This window comes from Capnocytophaga sp. oral taxon 902 (assembly GCF_013394735.1).
GTDB classification, from domain to species: Bacteria; Bacteroidota; Bacteroidia; order Flavobacteriales; family Flavobacteriaceae; genus Capnocytophaga; species Capnocytophaga ochracea.
Genome location: NZ_CP058261.1, coordinates 2,644,419 through 2,666,080 on the forward strand (window position 1 = coordinate 2,644,419; position 21,662 = coordinate 2,666,080).

Below are 21,662 nucleotides of genomic sequence, written 5' to 3' on the forward strand. Positions count from 1 at the left end.
CTAAAATAAAGGTGAATGACAAGCCATAAAGCAACAAATACTATAAGCTGACTTAGTTTTCATTTTTTTCTTTCTCCAAGAATTTTTCTTTGTCTTTGCGAATTTGTACCAATCGGTAGTTTTCAGTGGCTATAACAAAAGCAGATAGTTTGTTTTTCTCCAAGAACTCTTTCAAATCAGTAACAATGCTCTGAGCTGAATAAGCATCGCGGATATTATGAACTACCAACCAAGTTTCATCGGCATTATAGAGGTCTTCTGAAAGGGTGAGAACTTCAGAAATTGCCTTCAATTTCTGGGTAAGTTGTTCTTTTATAGTTGTACGTGTCTCGGAAACCGTCCCTGTAATGACTACTTTCCATTTCGTAGCCTTATCGTCAGTAACAAAATCTTCGGTTTCTACATCTTTAAGCTCATCTAATAGATTTTTAGCCTCTTCACTTTCAGCAGTGGCAGGATAGTTAGTCGCTATCTGTTGTAACTGCGCTTGGTAAGGAGCAAGCCCCTCTAAACGTGCCGTTGTTTTGGCTTGCAACAGTGCGATAGCAGGTGCTACTGAAGTTTCACGATACTGCGCCCCTTCTGTTTGTAACTGGTGAGCCGTCTCGATAATTTCACCGCGATTGTATCGAGCCATAAGGGTATCGACAAAAACTTGTGCCTGTTTATTGCGTTCTTGTTGTGAGGTTTCGCTTCCTTGCAATAGTTTTGCATAATCGGTATTAGGATAATTAGCAAGTAGTCGCCCTTTGATGGTTTCAGCTTTGGGGTTATGAGTATCAGTGTAATTCTTTTGGAGCTCATAAAGTGTAACTACTTCTAATTCGGGAGAAGGATTGTTGGCAAGAACACGTTCTAAACGTTGTATAGCCAATTCATTTTCACTGAATTTAGAGCGATAGAGCACGCCCAACTGGTACAAGGCTTTATTTCTATCGATGTTAAGTTGAGCGATTTCGGCTTCGGTCTTAGGAAGTTGAGAAAGATAAGTATCGGGAGTTTCTACTTCTTTTTCAGCTATTTGTTGTGTAGTAGCTGAGACAGTGAGGTTCGCCACAGTAGCATTCCCCACACTCGACCAACGCCAGTTATCCTCCAATTTGCGGTCTCCCCAATATTGTTGAAACTGTTGTTTCCCATAAGCTACACTCATCGGATTGTAGAAATAGAACTTGCCACCCTTTTCAGTAGTAGCATCGGGCATCGTTACCCCCATACCTGTGTTGGCAACCTTTTTATTGTGTTGCTTTTGTGTGCGAAGAGCAATTGCTTTCTGTACAGAATCGATATGTCTTTGGTAATACGCACGACGTTCTGTCTCTGGCAAGCGCATAACTTTTAAAACGCTATCATTTTTCTTAACGACGTATTCTAACTCAGCAATCTTGGACAAGTTATCTCTTTTTCTGCGAATAAAAAGATGTTCAAAGGTATGTTCAGGGATATAAGTAAGAGTACTATCCAAATGCTGGTAAGCTCCCGTGTAGTCTTTTTGGTCAAAAAATAATTCAGAGAGACGTGTATGAGCTTTTGCTTTTAACGGATTATTATTCTTATTATTGAGAAGAGAACTGCGATAAAAATCGGTAGCCAAACGCTTATCATCGTCTTTTAAAAGTTCGCCGTGAGTGTAGTAAAGCACATCGAGATAGTTTTTGTGCTCATAACGGCGTTCAAGCTTGGTAAGGTAAGCTAAAAAATCAGCCTTTTCTTTAGGGGTGAATGTTTTGTTGCGAGCCTTTCCTGCTTGGGCTTCTACCCATAGCTTACGCGGAATCTTCCAGTTTTGCTTCACAACCTTTTCAAAAGCTACTTCGGCAGAGTCTTTTTGATGCTGTTTTTCATAAAGCTGAGCTGCAATAAAGTAATATCTACCGCGTAAAGCCTTATTACGAGTGTATTTACCAGCATTGTAAAGTGCATCGGCAGCCTCAGGATATTGTTCTTGGTTGATATAAGCCTGTCCTAAGGTAGCATAGGCTTCAGCTCTATCATTTTTGCGTAATTTAGGATTCTCTTTTAAAAATTCAGTGAGTTTTTCTATGGCAATTTTATCTTTACCTAAACGGAGATTAGCTTTTTGTGCCCAAACCGCTGCCTCAGGAATACGCTCGCTCGTTCCGTAGTTCGTAAGCAGGTGATTGAAAGCCTCTAAGGCAGGAAAGAAACGCTCATCGTAATAACGGGCTTGACCTAGTAACATATAAGCGTCGTCAATTTTATAGTTGCGTTGTACTCCTTTAAAAACCATAGAGTGTTTCTGAATGGTTTTAATAGCTTTTTCTTCAGCACGTTGAAAATCAGCATTACCTGTACCATCTAATTGCACTTTTCCTGTCATACCAATAGGCTCTACGGGTAGAATTTCACTAAAATTATCTTGATATTTTTCGCGTAGTTCATTAAGACCTTTGGCATATGCTTCCTCCCCATTGAACAGTACATTATACTTGGTAACAATAGGTTGCATCTGACGGTTATAATAGGTATTAGCATTAGGTGTACAAGCTAAATATAGCAAAAAGACAACTAAAAAACTACTGTATAGTAAAACTCTTTTCATACTTTTTCATAAGTGCTGTTACAGAGTGCGAAAGTACTACTTTTTTTTAAAAGAGCGAAATATTATTTCAAAAAAATAAGTTTTCTCTACCAAAGTACCGCTTTGTATACAGTTTAGATATATTTTTACTCTTGTTATCCTTCGTTCATTGTTCGTCTTTTGTTCGTCCTTTCTTCGTCTTTTGTTTATCTGCCCGTGCGGCTCGCACCGTCTTTTGTTCGTCTTTTGTTCGTCTTTTGTTCGTTTATTGTTCGTCTTTTGTTCGTCTTTTGTTCGTCTTTTGTTCGTCTTTTGTTCGTCTTTTGTTCGTCTTTTGTTCGTCTTTTGTTCGTTAATTGTTTATCTGCCCGTGTGGCTCGCACCGTCTTTTGTTCGTTTATTGTTTATCTCACTTTTCCGTTACTACACTCCCTCTCCTTGGGAGAAGTCTCCGAATAGGAGAGTATGTGACTGGGGAGAGGATATTTTGTTCGTTTATTGTTTATTTGCCTGTCGTGCTACGACCTCGCACTGTCATTGATTTAGTATTATTGGCATTATTGGCATTGTGGTATTAAAAGACATTTGCTAATCTGCTAATTCTTCAATATCTTTGCACCTTCAATTTAAAAACACTATTAAATCGATAACACATTAGTATGACAAACATTCAATATATAAAAGCCCAAACACAACTACCTGAAAAAGCTATTGAACACACACTTTCACTATTAACCGAAGGCTGTACTATCCCCTTCATTGCACGCTATCGAAAAGATAGCACTCAGAATTTAGATGAAGTAGCCATTGAGCATATAGCCAAATCCCAAGCTGATTACGACAATATCTGTAAGCGCAAAGAAACAATTCTCTCTTCTATTGAAGAACAAGGAAAGCTTACAGACGATTTGCGTAAACGTATTGAGAACTCTTTTGAGCTCAATGAATTAGAAGACCTATACTTGCCTTACAAAAAACGACGTAAAACAAAAGCCGATGTAGCCAAAGAAAACGGCTTAGAATCTCTTGCAAAACAGATAATGAGTCAGCGTGTAACCGACTTGGAACTATTAGCAGGGCGTTATCTTTCCGATAAAGTACCTAGTGAAGAAGAAGCTTTACAAGGAGCTTCGGATATTATAGCTGAATGGATTAACGAGAATACGTTTATACGTCGCACTCTTCGCCGAATATTCCAGCGCAAAGCAATCATCAGTAGCGAAGTAGCCAAAGGTAAAAACGAAGAGGAAGAAGCTCAGAAATACGCTCAGTATTTCGATTGGGAAGAAGTCCTTAACAAAGCGCCTTCTCACCGTGTATTAGCAATGTTGCGTGCTGAAAAAGAAGGATTTGTAAAACTAAAAGTACAAGTAGATAATGAAGAAACCTTACCTTTTATGGAAGAAAACATCATAAAGAGTAGGGGAGAAGTAGCCGATTTCTTGAAGAAAACGGTAAAAGACAGCTACAAACGCTTATTAGAGCCTTCTATTTCCAACGAAACACTACAAGAGGCAAAAGATAAAGCCGATGCAAAAGCTATCAGTGTGTTTGCCGAGAACCTCTCACAGTTGTTATTAGCGTCTCCTTTGGGTGAAAAGCGCATTTTGGCTATTGATCCAGGATATCGTACAGGTTGTAAGGTAGTTTGCTTAGATGAAAAAGGCGACCTTTTGCATCACGATGTTATCTACCCTCACGCTCCCCAAAATGATATGACTATGGCTACCAAAAAGCTCAGCACAATGGTCTCTCAATACAATATCCAAGCCATTAGTATAGGCAATGGGACTGCTTCTCGTGAAACAGAGTCGTTTGTAAGAAGTATTGCTTTCCCTAAAAAGGTAGAAGTATTTGTGGTGAGTGAAGCAGGAGCATCGGTCTATTCAGCTTCTAAAATAGCTCGCGATGAGTTCCCCGATTACGATGTAACTGTACGTGGGGCAGTATCCATAGGCAGGCGTCTTGCTGACCCATTAGCTGAATTAGTGAAGATAGACCCTAAGAGCATAGGAGTAGGTCAATACCAACACGATGTAAACCAGTCGTTATTGAAAGAGGAGCTCGATGCAACCGTAGTGCGTTGCGTGAACAAAGTAGGGGTAAACCTCAACACAGCAAGCAAATCACTACTCAGTTATGTATCAGGAATAGGGGAGAAGATGGCTGAAAACATAGTAGCTTACCGCTCGGCTAATGGTGCTTTTAGTAAGCGAGAAGACTTAAAAAAGGTACCTCGTTTGGGTGATAAAGTATACCAACAGGCAGTAGCTTTCTTACGTGTACATAATAGTGAGAACCCGCTCGACAATTCAGCAGTACACCCTGAAGCCTATCCTATTATCAAACAAATGGCAAAGGACACGGGTATCTCAGTTGCACAACTTATAGGTAACAAGCAAGCTATTACCTCTATTGATATTCAAAAGTACAAAACAGATACAGATAAGGTGGGTGAACTTTATTTGAAGGATGTATTAAAGGAATTAGAAAAACCAGGGCTCGACCCTCGTACTACTGCTAAAGCCTTTGCCTTCGACCCTAATGTAAAAACCTTTGATGATGTGCGTGTAGGAATGATATTACCTGGTATAGTAAATAATATTACTGCCTTTGGTTGCTTTGTGGATATAGGTGTTAAAGAAAGTGGATTGGTACACATCTCTCAACTGAAAGATGGTTATGTCTCTGATGTAAATGAAGTAGTAAAACTCCACCAACAAGTGCAAGTAAAAGTTATAGAGAAAGACGAAGTGCGCAAACGCATTTCACTAAGTATGGTGTGGTAATAATTAACGATGGAAACACTCACAATTTGCAGTAGATACAAACGCTATAAAGTACCTCATCAAACACGGTTCGTATTATCAGAATAAAATAAGCCTGTATGAAAACTTTTCATACAGGCTTATTTTATATTTAGTGAGAGTTGCTATTCTGCTCTATATATGTTACTTTTCAGCTGAAAGAAGTGCGTCTAAACGGCGTAGTGTATCCTCTTTGCCAATCACTTCTATAATATCGAATACGTGAGGTCCTTTGAGTTCACCTACTAAGGCTAAACGCAACGGAGGCATCACTTGTCCGAAGCCTAAGCTTTTAGTTTCCATATATTGTTTTACTGCTTCTTCTAAAGTTACTGAGGTGAAGTTAGATGTGTTTTTAAGTACCTCACTTACTTCTTTTACGATTTCAGGAGTTTGCTCTTTCCATTGTTTTTTGAGTGCCTTTTCGTCGTACTCAGCAGGAGCTTCAAAAAAGAATTTGCTAAGTTCCCAAAAATCACTCACAAAAGTAGCGCGCTCTTTGATGAGACCAACTACTTTCTCTATCGTAGCCATCGGAACTGTAACGCCTCTTTGGGTAAGGTCTTTTTGGAAAAGGATAGCTAATTCTGCATTAGGCTTCATTTGTAGGTATTGGTGGTTGAACCACTTTATCTTTTCAGGGTCAAAGCGAGCCCCTGCCTTATGTACTTTTTCCAAATCGAAGAGTCGCACGAGTTGCTCGATAGTGAAGATTTCTTCATCGGTACCAGGATTCCAACCCAAGAGTGCTAAAAAATTGATAAGTGCTTCGGGAAAATACCCTTCTCCACTAAAACCTTTGAGGGTTTCGCCATTCTCTGTCCAATCCATTGGGAAAACAGGGAAGCCTAATTTAATACCGTCACGCTTGCTGAGTTTACCATTACCCACCGGTTTGAGGATAAGAGGTAAGTGTGCAAAAGCAGGGGCTTGCCAACCAAAAGCGCGATAGAGCAAAAGGTGCAATGCCATAGAAGGCAACCACTCTTCACCGCGTATCACGTGAGTGATTTCCATTAAGTGATCGTCTACGATATTTGCCAAGTGGTAAGTAGGCATTCCGTCGCTTTTAAAGAGCACTTTATCGTCTAAGGTACTCGTATCGATAGTTACTTCACCACGAATCATATCGTTCATTTTTAGCTGTTCGTTATGTGGCATTTTAAAGCGAATCACATACTCATCGCCACGCTCTAAGCGTTGTTGTACTTCTTCTTTGCTAAGTGAAAGTGAGTTTTGCAATGCATCACGTGTAGCCCAATTGTATATAAAGGTCTCTCCTTTGGCTTCTGCTTCTTTGCGAGCTGTATCTAATGCCTCAGCAGTATCAAAAGCGTAGTATGCCCAACCGTTATTGATAAGGGTATCGGCGTATTGTTTGTATAACGGTTTGCGTTCACTTTGGCGATAAGGGGCGTGTTTGCCTTCTTTGCCTACTCCCTCGTCATAAGTAAGACCTAACCAATTGAGGGAATTTATGATGTACTGTTCTGCGCCTTCAACATAGCGATTTTGGTCGGTATCTTCTATACGAAGTAAAAAATCACCGCCGTGCTTTTTGGCGAACAAATAATTAAATAGGGCGGTACGCACGCCTCCGATATGCAATGCTCCCGTAGGACTGGGAGCAAATCTAACTCTAACCATTTATTTTTATAATAATTTTAAATCTTTAATTACTTTGAAAGCTATATCGATGTGATTTTCGGGGATTACGATAGTAAATTCATTGGCGGTAGAAATCACCTCGTTCATATTCACTCCCTCCCAAGCCAAACGTTGAAATATAAAATAATAAATGCCCGATACTGAGACGTTTTCTTCGGGAAGTTTTACACTGATAGCTCCTAAATCGGTGAATTTGTGCAAAATGCGTTCCTTCTTAAAGATATTCTCAACAATAGACTCCATTGAGTTACTGACAATAATATTTGCTTCATTTACCCCACGAGTAGTAGCGTAGAAGATATCTCTATTATTTTTGATTTTATTGAGTAGCTGAGCCTGAGCATTCATAAAGGTTTCAGAGGTTAAGAAAGTATAGTCGGTTAAATTTGAACGAACAATAATATCGCCTATATTCTTCAATACTTTTACAATACGATGAGTAGAGCGAAACTCCATATCTACTGAAAGGCGTTTGAGAGCCATAACAATAGCCCCATTGCGCACTTCACGCTGAGTAGTTTCAGCTTGTATATCCTTACGTATGATACGAGCCAAAGAAGTAAGGTTAATAATCCCTTCTGAAAGAGCGGTTTGTAAGAAAGGTTTTGATTTGATATAGTGCTCGACGGCTGATGCTATTGTTTTCATTTGTATTGGATATTATAAATTTATTAAAAAGTAATTGGGGGCATAAATCATTAAAAAGGATAAAAAGCGTCTTCTATGTAGTTTAAGCTAAATTCTGCATTGTTTTTTACGATGGATATAATATCGAATTGTATTTCTACATCTAAGTCTTTTTTCTTTATATAAAAATCGGTAGCTTTCACTAATAGTTCTATCTTTTGCTGATTTACAAAGCTCTCGGGTTCACCATAAGCACTTGAGCTACGTGTTTTTACTTCTGTGATATGCAAAATATTTCCTTTTTGCGAAATGATATCAATCTCGGCGTGCCCAAACCTAAAATTGCGTTCTAAAATAGTATGACCTTTTTCAATTAGGAAGTTTACGGCATCTTGTTCTCCTTCATTTCCTAAATCGTTGTGCATTGCCATAATAAGCGTTGGTTTTATAATTTAACGCCAAAAGTACAAAATATTAATAAATGTAACAAAAAAATATTAGTTTTTTTTCATTTCTACAAGTTGAGAGGGAGTAAGCTATTTGATATCACAATACTAATTATATAAAAGGTAAAACAATGCGAGGTCGTAGCACGACAGGTAGATAGTGTGAGCCGCACAGGCAGTCGTAGCACGACAGGCAAATAAACAAAAGACGGTGCGAGCCACACGGGCAGATAAACAAAAGACGGTGCGAGCCGCACGGGCAGATAAACAAAAGACGAACAAAGAACGAACAAAGAACGAACAAAGAACGAACAAAGAACGAACAAAGAACGAACAAAGAACGAACAAAGAACGAACAAAGAACGAACAAAAGACGAACAAAGAACGAACAAAGAACGAACAAAGAACGAACAAAGAACGAACAAAGAACGAACAAAGAACGAACAAAAGACGGTGCGAGTCGCATGGGCAGATAAAGAAAAGACGAATAAAAGACGAACGGTAGTTAAAGGAATAGCGGAGGTAAGGTGGGTGGTTTAGGGTAGAAAAAAAGCCCGTAATACACAGTATTACGGGCTTTTTTTATTTAATTAATTATGAACACAAATTTTATTCCTGAGTATCTAAAGGTTCATTATCATTAGTAGGAGCTTCTTCAGTGCTCTCATCGTCATCTTCTTTCATTACCTTAGTAACGGCGGCAATAGAGTCTTTGCCTTTGATATTGATGAGTTTTACGCCTTGAGTAGCACGTCCTAAAATACGAAGGGTATCGATTGATAAACGAATAGCAATACCTGATTTATTGATAATCATCAAATCTTCACCTTCTAATACGCTTTTAATGGCTACTAACTGACCTGTTTTCTCGGTAATAGAAATGGTTTTAACCCCTTTACCACCACGGTTAGTAATACGATATACGGCTTCGTGTGTTTCGGGGTCATCAATATAGGAACGTTTACCATAGCCGTTTTCTGATACTACCAATACAGTCTCTTCGCGTGGGTTTTCAATAGCAATCATACCTACTACCTCATCGTTTTCAGTATCTAAGTCGATACCACGAACCCCTTGCGAATTACGCCCTACGGCACGCACTTTGTCTTCGGCAAAACGAATCGCACGACCTGATTTCACGGCTAACATCAACTGGCTACTGCCTGAGGTAAGTTTTGCTTCGATAAGTTCGTCACCTTCTTTAATAGTGATGGCATTGATACCATTCTGGCGTGGACGAGAGTATTCTTTGAGAAGCGTTTTCTTAACAATACCCTTTTTAGTAGCCATAATGAGGTAATTGTTGCTGATGTAGTCTTCATCTTTGAGGTTTTGTACACTCACGAAAGCCTTAATCTTATCATCGGATTCGATATTGATAAGGTTTTGTATAGCACGACCTTTGGCAGTTTTACTACCTTCTGGTATTTCGTATACACGCATCCAGAAACACTTACCTTTTTGAGTAAAGAATAATAAATATTGGTGATTAGAACTTACAAAGAGGTGTTCTAAGAAATCTTGGTCGCGTGTGGTAGAGGCTTTTTGTCCTACACCGCCACGGCTTTGGGTCTTATATTCACTAAGCTGAGTGCGTTTGATATAGCCTGCGTGTGAAATGGTAATTACCATTTTATCATCAGGAATCATATCTTCTACACTGAATTCGCCCCCTGCGTATTCAATAGTAGAACGACGCTCATCGCCATACTTCTCTTTTATTTCGAGTAGTTCTTCCTTAATAATTTCGGTACGACGTTCTTTGCGAGCTAAGATATCTTCTAAATCGCGTATTTCAGCTAGCTTTTCTTCGTATTCTTCTTTTGTTTGTTGGATAAGAACCTTATTGATACGACGTAGTGCTAACGCCAAGATAGCTTCGGCTTGTACATCGGTAAGGTCGAATTCGGCAATTAAATCTTCTTTAGGTTTATCGTGGAAACGAATAATCTCAATAGCTTTACCCATAGTGTCCTCGGTTGCCATCACCTTCATATACCCTTCTAAAATATGAATACGCTCTTTGGCTTTGCGAAGTTCATAGTCGGTACGTCTATACACTACGTCATAACGGTGTTCTACGAAGTGAAAGATAAGGTCTTTAAGATTTAACAACTGAGGGCGTCCTTTTACTAAGGCGATGTTATTAACACTAAATGAGGTTTGTAGCTCGGTATGCTTAAAGAGATTGTTGAGCACTACATTAGGGACTGCATCGCGTTTGAGAATATAAACGATACGTATTTTACCACGAGCTGATTCATCGCGTACATCGGTGATACCCTCTAACCTACCTTCTTTTACGAGGTCAGATGTTTTTTTCAAAAGCACAGATGTATCGACTTGATAAGGGACTTCGGTTACTACAATACAATCTTTACCTTTTATTTCTTGAAACTCAGCTTTGGCACGAATGATTACTCGTCCGCGTCCTGTTTTGAAGGCTTCTTTTACGCCTTCATAGCCATAGATAATACCTCCCGTAGGAAAATCAGGAGCTTTGATGTATTTAATGAGTTCATCGATTTCAATATCGTTATTGTCGATATAAGCAATAGTTCCATCGATAACTTCATTAAGGTTATGAGGAGCCATATTAGTAGCCATACCTACTGCGATACCTGCTGAACCGTTCACCAATAGGTTAGGGATGCGTGTAGGGAGTACGATAGGCTCTTCACGAGAGTCGTCATAAGTAAGTTGGTGGTCAACTGTCTCCTTGTCGATATCTGAGAGCATTTCTTCGGAGAATTTACGCATACGGGCTTCGGTATAACGCATTGCGGCAGGGGGGTCACCACCCATTGAACCGAAGTTACCTTGTCCGTCTACAAGCATATAGCGTAAACTCCAATATTGTGCCATACGCACCATAGTATCGTAAACAGCTTTATCGCCGTGAGGGTGGTATTTACCGAGAACCTCACCCACAATAGCAGCCGACTTTTTATAAGGGCGATTGCTGAGCACTCCCATATCGTACATACCGTAAAGTACACGGCGGTGTACAGGTTTTAAACCATCACGAACATCGGGCAATGCACGTGAAACGATTACCGACATCGAATAATCGATATAGGCAGATTTCATTTCATCGCTGATGTCTACAGGAATCAGTTTTTCTCCTTCTGTCATAATATATTAATAGGTATCTGTTATATAAATTAGCGTGCTAAGATACAACCTTTTTTTATATTGGCAATAAAAAAATGTTTGTTTTTTCATCATTAAACTGTAAGTGTTTGATAGTAAGTGTGAAAATAACTTATAAAAAATTAATAGAAAAGAAGAAAAGTACTGCTATATATTAAGTAAAAGAGCCTCTGATAGGTGAAAATGCGGTGTTATTATCTATAAAATTGTATTTTAGAGTGATTAACCTTATATCATTCATATAAATAAGTTATATGCTGATAAAAATGAATTTATTTGCTACATTTATTGGTATTCATTATTAATTTATTACTTTTGCACTTCAAATTGTTATAAGATGCAAATATCAATCGTCATACCGCTTCTCAACGAACAAGAATCGCTACCTGAACTTTATCAGTGGCTACACAAAGTACTCACTGAACACCGTTATTCTTATGAAATTATCTTTGTAGACGATGGTAGTACTGATAATTCTTGGCAGGTAATCAAAGATTTATCGGGTAAAGATACTAATGTACAGGGTATTCGTTTTTTGCGCAATTACGGCAAATCACAAGCACTGCACGCAGGATTCAAACAAGCACAAGGTGAAGTGGTGATTACTATGGACGCCGACCTGCAAGACAGTCCGGATGAGATTCCTGCTCTTTATAATATGATTACCCAAGAGGGGTATGACCTTGTATCGGGTTGGAAGAAAAAACGTTATGATTCGGTATTGGCAAAAAATCTGCCTTCTAAACTCTTCAACTGGGCAGCGCGCAAAACCTCAGGTCTTACTCTTCACGATTTCAATTGCGGACTTAAAGCCTACAAACAAGAGGTTGTAAAGAATGTTGAAGTATCAGGTGAGATGCATCGCTATATTCCTGTATTGGCAAAGAACGCTGGTTTCAACCGCATTACCGAGAAAGTTGTACAACACCAAGCCCGCAAATACGGTGTGACCAAATTCGGTATGAATAGGTTTATCAATGGTTTTTTAGACCTTATCACCATTAGTTTTCTATCCCATTTCGGTAAACGCCCGATGCACTTCTTTGGAGCATTGGGAGTACTGATGTTCTTTATAGGTTTTTTGTTTTCGGCTTACCTTGGTATTGATAAATTATTTATCAATCCACACGGTCGCCTTATTGCTGATAGACCTCAGTTTTACCTTGCGCTTACCACTATGATCATTGGTACACAACTATTTATTGCAGGCTTTCTGGGAGAAATTATTTTAAAGACTAAAAGTAACGAAGAGAGATATAAAATTAAGGAATTAACAAATTAGTAAATTAGCAAATTAGTAGATAATATAACAGTAATGGAACATCAATTAAAAATATTTAATTCTTTAACGGGAGAAAAAGAAGTGTTCGTACCCTTACACGAAAACAATGTAGGAATGTACGTATGTGGGCCTACTGTATACAGCAATGTCCATTTAGGCAATGTGCGCACCTTTATGTCGTTTGATTTTGTGTATCGCACGCTTAAATTCTTAGGTTACAAAGTGCGCTATGTACGCAATATCACCGATGCAGGTCACCTTACCGATGACGGTGATGTGAACAACGACCGCTTTGTAAAACAATCACGTCTCGAAAAACTCGAACCTATGGAAATTGTACAGAAATACACTGTAGATTTTCACAAAGTATTAGAAATATTTAACTTACTGCCTCCTACTATTGAGCCTACCGCTACAGGGCATATATTGGAGCAAATACAGCTTACCGAAAAACTCTTGAAAGACGGATTTGCTTATGAAAGCAATGGTTCTGTATACTTCGATGTACTTGAATACAACAAACGCGGACTCAATTATGGGGAGCTCTCTCGACGCAATATAGAAGAGCTCTTTGCCAATACTCGTGATTTGGATGGGCAAGGCGAAAAACGCAATCCTCAGGACTTTGCGCTCTGGAAGAAAGCCTCTCCTGCCCACATTATGCGTTGGGCGTCACCTTGGGGCGACGGCTTCCCAGGTTGGCACTTAGAATGTACAGTGATGAGTACCAAATACCTCGGTAACCAATTTGACATTCACGGAGGCGGTATGGACTTGAAGTTTCCGCACCACGAATGCGAAATTGCACAAGGTAAAGCGGGTCACGGCGAAAGTCCCGTACGCTACTGGATGCACGCCAATATGCTCACAATGAACGGACAACGTATGAGTAAATCTACTGGTAACTATATATTGCCTATGCAACTCATCAGCGGAGAGAATACTTTCTTTGAGAAACCTTTTGCTCCCGCTGTTATTCGCTTTTGCTTTATGCAAGCGCACTACCGCAGTGTACTCGATATCTCCAACGAAGCGATGCTCGCTGCCGAAAAAGGCTTTAATAGACTTATGGAAGCGATGAAGATATTGAATGAACTTACTACGGATGCAGAGCTCTCAACTTCGCTCCCTATAGCCGAATGGAAACAAAAATGCTACGATGCATTGTTAGACGATTTCAATTCACCTATACTCATAGCCCATCTCTTTGAAGCTGTAAAATGGATATTTCAATTAAAAAACGGCGAAGAAAAGATTTCAGTAACAGAACTCAAGGAGTTGAAAGAACTGATGAAAGCTTTTGTTTTTGATGTATTGGGGTTACAAAGTGAGCAACAAACGGCTAATAACAACGACAAGCTCGACGGCGTACTCCACTTGCTTATTAATATGCGAATGGAAGCCCGTGCCAATAAAGACTGGGCGCTTTCCGACAAGATTAGAGATGAACTCCTTGCATTGGGTATTCAGCTCAAAGACGGTAAAGAAGGAACGAGTTATAGTGTAAATTAAAACAACTGTTGCGGTTGAAACAAAGAACTCAGTAGTACTTAATTTAGAGAATGTAGAGATTCGCTTTTATGGTGATTATTAAGTGTTTAATAATTTGATTTATGAACCAAATTATCTATGCTTTAAGTTCTTAGAATGCTGTATAAAAAGATACTATAAAGAAATGTTAAATTTATTTGTGTAATTTATAAAAAAGAAATACTTTTGCAGGGTCAAAACTGAAATTATAATAATTATTCATTAACAAAAATGAGAACACATATCAGAAAAGAAGTTTCATCAATTGCTCATCAGCCTGCTGGCTCCGTTGAGGAAACTCGTTTCGAGAAAATCTACAACGTTGTTTTCTCGAACTCAGTAACCGCTTCAATTAGTGTCGCACACGAAATCGCCGACCTTATCAAAAAGAAACAAGCCGAAGGCAAAAAATGCATATTAGGCTTAGCTACTGGCTCCTCTCCAGTGAAAGTTTACGACGAACTCGTGCGTATGCACAAAGAAGAAGGTCTTAGCTTCAAAAACGTAATTACCTTCAACTTAGACGAGTATTATCCTATGGAAAAACAGGATATACAAAGTTATTGGTACTTTATGCACGAGCACCTCTTCAACCATATTGATATCCCTAAGGAAAATATCAATATCCCTGACGGAACAGTACCTCACGACGAATTAGAAGCTTATTGTGCTAATTACGACAAAAAAATTGAAGAATGTGGCGGACTCGATTTCCAACTCCTCGGTATCGGTCGTACCGGTCACATCGGCTTCAACGAACCTGGTTCTAACCGCAATTCTGGTACTCGCATCATCACTCTCGACCACATCACTCGTTCCGATGCTGCCGAAACCTTCCACGGTATCGACAATGTACCTCGTCAAGCCATTACAATGGGTATCCGCACAGTGTTAAAAGCACACCGCATCGTATTGCTCGCTTGGGGTAGCAGTAAAGCCTCTATCGTAGCCAGAGCTGTAGAAGGCGATATCACTGCCGAAGTACCTTCAAGCTACCTCCAACTTCACGAAAACACTACTTTTGTATTAGACGAAGAGGCTTCTGCCGATCTTACTCGTATCAAAACCCCTTGGCTCGTTACCGATGTACAATGGAATGAAGACCTCAAAGCTAAAGCTATTGTTTGGCTTTGCGAACATCTTAATAAAACAATCCTCAAACTCACAGATTCCGATTACAACGAGTACGGTATGTCCAAACTCTTGGCAGAATCAGGTCCTGCTTACGATTTGAACATCGCTATGTTCAACCGCTTGCAACACACCATCACAGGATGGCCAGGTGGTAAACCTAATGCCGATGATACCAACCGCCCTGAACGCGAACATCCTCACAAAAAACGCGTAATCATCTTCAGTCCTCACCCCGATGACGACGTGATTTCTATGGGAGGCACTTTCGACCGCTTAGTTTCTCAAGGTCACGAAGTACACGTAGCTTACCAAACTTCCGGTAACTTTGCCGTATCCGACCACGAAGCGCTTAAATTCGCCGAAGTATTCAAAGATATAGCCAAAGAAAACAAAACCGAAGTAGCCGTAATCAACGAGATTATTAGCAACATCACCAACAAAAAATCCAATGAAATTGATAGCTTGCTTGTACGCCAACTCAAAGGTAACATTCGTCGCCACGAATCATTGGCTGCTACACGCTACGAAGGTGTACCCGATAACCAAGTACACTTCCTCAACTTGCCTTTCTACGAAACAGGAGGTGTGAAAAAGAACCCTATAGGTGAAGCCGATATCAAAATCATTATGGATTTGATTGAAGAAGTAAAACCTCACCAAATCTATGCTGCTGGTGACCTCGCCGACCCTCACGGTACTCACAAAGTATGTCTCGATGCTATCTTTGCTGCTTTGAAGAATTTGAAACACAAAGATTATATGAAAGACTGCTGGGTATGGTTGTACCGCGGTGCTTGGCACGAATGGGATATCCACGAAATCGAAATGGCAGTCCCTATGAGCCCAGCACAAGTACTCAAAAAACGTCAAGCTATCTTCTTCCACCAATCTCAAAAAGATGGTGCTATGTTCCAAGGAGACGACTTGCGTGAATTCTGGCAACGCGCCGAAGCTCGTAACAGCGAAACCGCTCGTCGTTACCGCAATTTAGGCTTCGCCGACTATGCCGCTATCGAGGCTTTCAAACGTTACTTCTTCTAAGAATTTGATAGGTTTTTATTATAGAAGTAACTTTTCTATAAAGTTTTAAAAGATTGTTTATCAATCTAAAAAATAATGAGGTTATCTATTATTAGATAGCCTCATTTTATTTAGTGTTTTACCACGAATATTGTCCTTTGATAGAATAAACCTTTTGGTTTTTCAGAATCTAATACTTTTTTTGTCTTTGTTCGTTTACCCTATAAACTTTCTATAAGCTAACCCTATTTTTACCATTAATCATCCGACTATTATCATTGCAACAAACTAATAAATGTAGTTAAGATAAAAGCATTGATGAAGTCGATAAAGAAAGCCCCTACCATTGGCACTATCAAGAAGGCTTTGTGTGAAGGTCCAAAACGCTCGGTTACCGACTGCATATTGGCGACTGCCGTAGGGGTAGCACCCATACCAAAACCGCAGTGTCCTGCTGAGAGTACAGCAGCATCGTAGTTGCTACCCATCAGGCGGAAGGTAACAAAATAGGCATAAGAGCACATCACAAAGGTTTGCACAGCCAAAATAATGAGCATCGGGAGGGCTAAATCAAGCAATTGCCACAGTTTGAGGTTTAAGAGGGCGATGCCTAAAAACAAACTCAGAGAAGCGTTGCCAAACACATCGATAGCGCGGTCGAACATATTTACACTAAAGCCTCTGGTGAGCACATTGCGCAAGAGTACACCAAAGAACAATGCCCATACAAACTGAGGAATAGTGAATCTCTCAGGGAAGAAGGCAGTTACTGTGGGTGATACCATTATAGCTGAAAACGATAGGCAAGCGGCAAATAGTGCCATTGTTTCTATCGCTGATTTAGAAGTGATGAGACGTTGTTTAATTGCATTTTCAAAAACTTCTACTACGTTATCGGCTACGGTGTCAGTACTTTGTTTTTCAGTAATAGGCTTTTTTCCTATATTGTTCACTAACTTGCGTGCTATGGGACCACCAATAAGTCCGCCGAGTACCAATCCGAAGGTAGCCGAAGCCATTCCCAGGTCAGTAGCTCCCTTTATACCGTAGTCGGTTTCTAATATTTTACCCCAAGCACCTGCTGTTCCGTGTCCGCCAGTAAGTGTTATAGAGCCCGTGATGAGTCCCATAACAGGGTTTTGCCCCAAGGCACTTGCTAAACCCACCCCCACAAAGTTCTGTACTACAATAAAGAGGGCGACCACCCCCAGGAAAATAATCAGCCCTCTACCACCAGCTTTTAGTCGAGAGAAATCGGCACTCAAACCTATGGACGAAAAGAAAAATAGCATAAAAGCATCTTGCAAGCTGTTATTGAACTCTAAGGAAATGCCTGTGGCAGTATACAGCAGATAGATAAATACTGCTGCTAACAATCCGCCCGCTACAGGTTCGGGTATATTGAAGTTTCTTAAAAATTTGATTTTATGCACTAATAGTCGCCCTACGAGTAACACTATTGTAGCGACAATCAGGGTGTAATAAGGGTCGATGATAATGGTTTTCATATCCATAATAAGCGAGATATAGATTTAATGAGTGGCTAAAAGTACAAAAGATTATTTTACTGAAGAAATAAATAAACAAAAAAAACTGTAAGTAATGAATGTTTACTATTTTTACTCTTAATTTAAAACGATAGCTTGTGATAGAACTAATTAGTTTTCTTCTTATGCTTATAGAGGCGTTTCTGCTTTTCATTTATTTTGTTTATACAGAAATAGAAAGTTTTGTTAGGAAAAAAAGATAAAAAGTATTACTTTTGTCGCTCAAAAAGAATAACACTCATTTACCGATGAAAAAATATATTGATACAGGAAAAAAAGACACCCGAAGTGGTTTCGGGGCAGGACTTGCTGAGTTAGGACGTAAGAACCCTAATGTAGTTGCTCTTTGTGCCGATTTGATTGGCTCATTGAAGATGGAAAAATTTATCGAGGAGAACCCTACACGTTTCTTTCAAATAGGTATTGCTGAGGCAAATATGATGGGTATTGCTGCTGGGCTTGCTATTGGGGGTAAAATACCTTTTACAGGCACCTTTGCAGCTTTCTCTACAGGGCGTGTGTATGACCAAATACGCCAGTCGATAGCTTATTCAAATAAAAATGTAAAAATTTGTGCCTCTCACGCTGGGCTTACTCTCGGAGAAGATGGAGCTACCCATCAAATATTAGAAGATATTGGTTTGATGAAAATGCTTCCTAATATGGTAGTTATCAATCCTTGTGATTACAATCAAACGAAAGCTGCTACTATTGCCATTGCTGATTATGTAGGTCCTGTTTACCTGCGTTTCGGTCGTCCTACGGTAGCAAATTTTACTCCTGAAGACCAAACCTTTGAAATAGGAAAAGGTATTTTGTTAAACGAAGGGAAGGACGTTACTATTATCGCTACAGGGCATTTGGTATGGGAAGCTCTTTTGGCTTGTGAGGAATTAGAGCAAAAAGGTATTTCAGCAGAAGTTATCGATATCCACACTATTAAACCATTAGACGAAGAGCTTATTCTTACTTCAGTAAAGAAGACTAAAGCAGTAGTAACTTGTGAAGAGCATAATTACTATGGTGGATTAGGTGAGAGCATAGCTCGTGTGCTTACACAGCGTTGTCCTGTTCCACAGGAATTTGTGGCTGTAAACGACACTTTTGGTGAAAGTGGAACTCCTGCTCAGCTAATGCAAAAGTACGGTTTAGACAAAGAAGGTATTTTGAAAGCTGTTGAGAAAGTACTCAAAAGAAAAACTACCCATTAAGGAAAGATGAAATAACTACTATTTTATTTGTAAAACAGATAAAAAGCAAATTGTTTATGATAGATTATTTACAAACTAAGAATCCTTATTTTAATACCTCTGGACTAACCTCATCAGAGGCTAACTATGTGTGTGAACGTATTAAAGAACGACTCAAACCCATTCAAGACCTTGTTAATACTATTGAAACTCATACTTCCAGTATTGATGGAGAACCCTTAGATAACTTTGAGAAGGTAGATGATATCGGAGGTAAGCTCACTGAAATAGGGTCGCTATATGCAATCTCAGCTTATTTGCGTACGACAATTAAGGAAAAGGAAGCTCGATTAGATGTGCTAACAAAAAAGCTAACCAATATACAACTTGAAGCAGAAGCTGAAGTAAAACCAATTGACTATGAACACCTCAATCGGCTTAGAGAGGTTACCATAGAAGATTACCTCAAAACTTTATCACTTGAAGAACTAGTACGATATAAGGAAGCTGAGGCTAAAGCTGCCCACATCGGGAAGTATATTCATAATTTTGATGAAGTACGAGCAAATCTCACCAAGAAAGAACTTATTACCTTAAAGCAAGTAGGTGAGCAGGTATTTAAAGTAAAGAATGTACCTCTGTATGACCTCGCTGAGCTACAAAAACTGCAAGAACAGCTATTAGCTCAGCATCGTGAGGTTGAAAGTGAAGTAAACTTTTATAAGGCTCAGTTCCGTACGTTCCAGAATAACGCTCAATTGCAATATGAACAAGAACTTCAAAAGTTGCAACAAGAACGTCAGAAAAAGGTAACTGCTCTAGTAGTAGAAAAAACATCCGAATTGATGAAAATAAAGGAAACGGTTGCAGGTTTTAGAATCGTAGTGCCTAACAGTTACAAAAATACTATTGAGCACCTTTTAAAGAAATAGGGTTTGGTGCGGTGTAAAATAGTTGACCTATAACAGATTTACATCATACCAATTTAGAAAGCTACAAAACGGATTTTTCATAAGATAGCAAACACACTCATTGACATTTCGCTCTATACCCAAACAGTTTTTAATAAGGGGAATGTGTGTTACCCCGCTGATGTTTATCACATCATAATTAAAACTTTGTTATAGTCTTTGCCTTTGTGGGTATAGAGGTCTTGAACTTAAACATTGCCATCGACTGCGTTCCGTTTTGTAGCTTTCACTTTTATAAAAGGATAATAAGTTGTTTATGTTCCTATAAAACTATATAATTCACAATACAATATGATAGAAGTAACACAACAAAAGATTGAAGAACTCGCTCCTAATGCCGAAGCAGCTAAAAAAGGGCGAGATTTACAAAAGAAAGGAAAATTTACTAATCTAAAAATCAATGCTGAAAAGAACCTTATATGGGGTGAATGTGCAGGAAGTGGTAAAAATCCTTATTATTGCTCAGCTGACTATATAGATAGCCATAACCCAGTGTTTCGCTGCAATTGCCCTAGTCGTCAGTTTCCTTGCAAACACGCTATTGGTTTATTGTATTGCTTTGAGGCAGATAAGAGTCAATTTAGTGAAGGTGAGGTGCCAGAAGATATTACTGCTAAGCGTGAAAAAATAGAGAAAAGACAGGAAAAGAAAACTCAAGAAAAAGAGTCTATCAAAGAGAAAGCTGAGAAACCTAAGAAGGTAAATAGAGTGGCTTTTGTTAAGAAAGTAGACACTCAGCTTATAGGTATTGATACAGCTCAGAAACTTTTGCGCGATATAGTCAGTACAGGACTTTCTTCAATAGATGCTAAATTACGCGCCACCCTTAGAACTCAAATAAAAGAATTGGGCAACTACTATATAGGCGGTATACAAACGGCTTTCAATAACCTACTTTTATCACTTGAAGAAGTAGAAGAGGAAGAATATACAGAGGTAGTAAATAACTTAAATTATCTTTCAGCTTTACTGAAAAAAGCCTCTGAATATCTAAAAGCCCGCAAAGAGGATCCAGAAGGGTTACCTGAACTATCTTCAGCTATTGAAGAGCAAATAGGCTATGTATGGAAGTTAGTAGAGCTAATGCAATATGGACTTTATGAGGAAAATGCAAGCCTTGTACAGCTTTCGTTTAATAGTTATGACAATGAAGCGCGCAAAGAATATGTAGACGAAGGATTATGGCTTAACCTAACCACAGGCAAGATATTCAAAACGATGAATTATCGTCCTTACAAGGCAGCAAAGTACATCAAGGAAGAGAACACTATGTTTGGTGTTTTACAACTGAAAGACCTATATATTTACCCTGGCGATACCAATCCTCGTATTCGTTGGGAAGCTGACAGTATAACGGAACGTCCTCTACAAAAAACAGACCTTACTACCATTAAGCAATGGGCATCGAATCAGTTTGCTGATACTATCAAGAGTGTGAAGAACACTATAAAAAATCCATTGATGGACAAGCATCCGGTAGTACTTTTGGCACTGCATAAAGCTTATAGAGTAGGGGAGGATTTGGTTGTAGAAGATGCTAATGGTTTTGCTATCACCTTGAAAGATATAGGAGAAGGGGCTGTATCGCCAACGGGCAATCTGAAAGCTTTTTTGCCCTCCAACGCCGAAGGGCTCACCCTCACAGCAATGATGCATAATGATGTAGCCAGTGGACTTTTGTCTGCTCAACCAATGTCGCTCATTACCCCTGATAAAATTATTCGTTTATTATATTAGCATATTAG

The 21,662-nt window shown here is 39.2% G+C and carries 15 protein-coding genes; 8 read left to right on the top strand and 7 right to left on the bottom strand.

Annotated features, from left to right (window positions below; translation table 11 throughout):
* Positions 1-52: 52 nt before the first annotated feature.
* Both HW278_RS11360 and HW278_RS11365 read right to left on the bottom strand, forming a co-directional pair.
* Complete coding sequence (locus HW278_RS11360; RefSeq protein WP_178977885.1) at positions 53-2,563, bottom strand: tetratricopeptide repeat protein; 2,511 nt, start codon at positions 2,561-2,563, stop codon at positions 53-55.
* Positions 2,564-2,748: 185 nt separating this feature from the next.
* Positions 2,749-2,925 (bottom strand): hypothetical protein, encoded by a 177-nt coding sequence (locus HW278_RS11365; RefSeq protein WP_178977886.1) that lies wholly within the window; start codon positions 2,923-2,925, stop codon positions 2,749-2,751.
* A 276-nt stretch (positions 2,926-3,201) separates the two neighbouring features.
* On the opposite strand from HW278_RS11365, the gene HW278_RS11370 reads away from it, so the two are divergent.
* On the top strand, positions 3,202-5,331 hold the full coding sequence (locus HW278_RS11370) for a Tex family protein (RefSeq protein WP_048748008.1): 2,130 nt from the start codon (positions 3,202-3,204) through the stop codon (positions 5,329-5,331).
* 162 nt (positions 5,332-5,493) lie between these two features.
* On the opposite strand, the gene gltX is transcribed toward HW278_RS11370, so the two are convergent.
* The 3 genes from gltX to HW278_RS11385 are packed head-to-tail and all read right to left on the bottom strand — an operon-like array spanning position 5,494 to position 8,075.
* Positions 5,494-6,996: a glutamate--tRNA ligase gene (gltX, locus tag HW278_RS11375; RefSeq protein ID WP_178977887.1), complete on the bottom strand. Its 1,503-nt coding sequence runs from the start codon at positions 6,994-6,996 to the stop codon at positions 5,494-5,496.
* Between the two features lie 6 nt (positions 6,997-7,002).
* Positions 7,003-7,665: a hypothetical protein gene (locus HW278_RS11380; RefSeq protein WP_009411092.1), complete on the bottom strand. Its 663-nt coding sequence runs from the start codon at positions 7,663-7,665 to the stop codon at positions 7,003-7,005.
* A gap of 50 nt (positions 7,666-7,715) precedes the next feature.
* Positions 7,716-8,075 (bottom strand): YraN family protein, encoded by a 360-nt coding sequence (locus tag HW278_RS11385; RefSeq protein WP_002672262.1) that lies wholly within the window; start codon positions 8,073-8,075, stop codon positions 7,716-7,718.
* A 226-nt stretch (positions 8,076-8,301) separates the two neighbouring features.
* On the opposite strand from HW278_RS11385, the gene HW278_RS11390 reads away from it, so the two are divergent.
* Positions 8,302-8,595 (top strand): hypothetical protein, encoded by a 294-nt coding sequence (locus HW278_RS11390; protein ID WP_178977888.1) that lies wholly within the window; start codon positions 8,302-8,304, stop codon positions 8,593-8,595.
* Positions 8,596-8,699: 104 nt separating this feature from the next.
* Here the strand turns inward: HW278_RS11390 and gyrA are convergent, their stop codons facing one another.
* Complete coding sequence (gene gyrA / locus HW278_RS11395; protein ID WP_178977889.1) at positions 8,700-11,225, bottom strand: DNA gyrase subunit A; 2,526 nt, start codon at positions 11,223-11,225, stop codon at positions 8,700-8,702.
* A 355-nt stretch (positions 11,226-11,580) separates the two neighbouring features.
* Between gyrA and HW278_RS11400 the strand changes: the two genes are divergently transcribed.
* The 3 genes from HW278_RS11400 (at position 11,581) to nagB (ending at position 16,230) form a co-directional block, all read left to right on the top strand.
* Positions 11,581-12,525 carry a glycosyltransferase family 2 protein gene (locus tag HW278_RS11400; protein ID WP_178977890.1) on the top strand — a complete coding sequence of 315 codons (945 nt, stop codon included), beginning with the start codon at positions 11,581-11,583 and terminating at the stop codon, positions 12,523-12,525.
* Positions 12,526-12,558: 33 nt separating this feature from the next.
* Positions 12,559-14,037, top strand: a complete 1,479-nt coding sequence (gene cysS, locus HW278_RS11405) for a cysteine--tRNA ligase (RefSeq protein WP_178977891.1) — start codon at positions 12,559-12,561, stop codon at positions 14,035-14,037.
* 249 nt (positions 14,038-14,286) lie between these two features.
* Positions 14,287-16,230 carry a glucosamine-6-phosphate deaminase gene (nagB, locus tag HW278_RS11410; RefSeq protein ID WP_178977892.1) on the top strand — a complete coding sequence of 648 codons (1,944 nt, stop codon included), beginning with the start codon at positions 14,287-14,289 and terminating at the stop codon, positions 16,228-16,230.
* 254 nt (positions 16,231-16,484) lie between these two features.
* On the opposite strand, the gene gltS is transcribed toward nagB, so the two are convergent.
* Positions 16,485-17,723 carry a sodium/glutamate symporter gene (gene gltS / locus HW278_RS11415; protein WP_111972411.1) on the bottom strand — a complete coding sequence of 413 codons (1,239 nt, stop codon included), beginning with the start codon at positions 17,721-17,723 and terminating at the stop codon, positions 16,485-16,487.
* Between the two features lie 281 nt (positions 17,724-18,004).
* Between gltS and HW278_RS11420 the strand changes: the two genes are divergently transcribed.
* The 3 genes from HW278_RS11420 (at position 18,005) to HW278_RS11430 (ending at position 21,654) form a co-directional block, all read left to right on the top strand.
* A complete protein-coding gene (locus HW278_RS11420; protein ID WP_178977893.1) occupies positions 18,005-18,967 on the top strand; it encodes a transketolase family protein in 963 nt (320 codons plus the stop codon).
* Positions 18,968-19,023: 56 nt separating this feature from the next.
* On the top strand, positions 19,024-19,878 hold the full coding sequence (locus tag HW278_RS11425) for a hypothetical protein (protein ID WP_178977894.1): 855 nt from the start codon (positions 19,024-19,026) through the stop codon (positions 19,876-19,878).
* Between the two features lie 330 nt (positions 19,879-20,208).
* Positions 20,209-21,654, top strand: coding sequence for an SWIM zinc finger family protein (locus HW278_RS11430; protein ID WP_178977895.1), 1,446 nt, complete (start codon positions 20,209-20,211; stop codon positions 21,652-21,654).
* Positions 21,655-21,662: the final 8 nt, after the last annotated feature.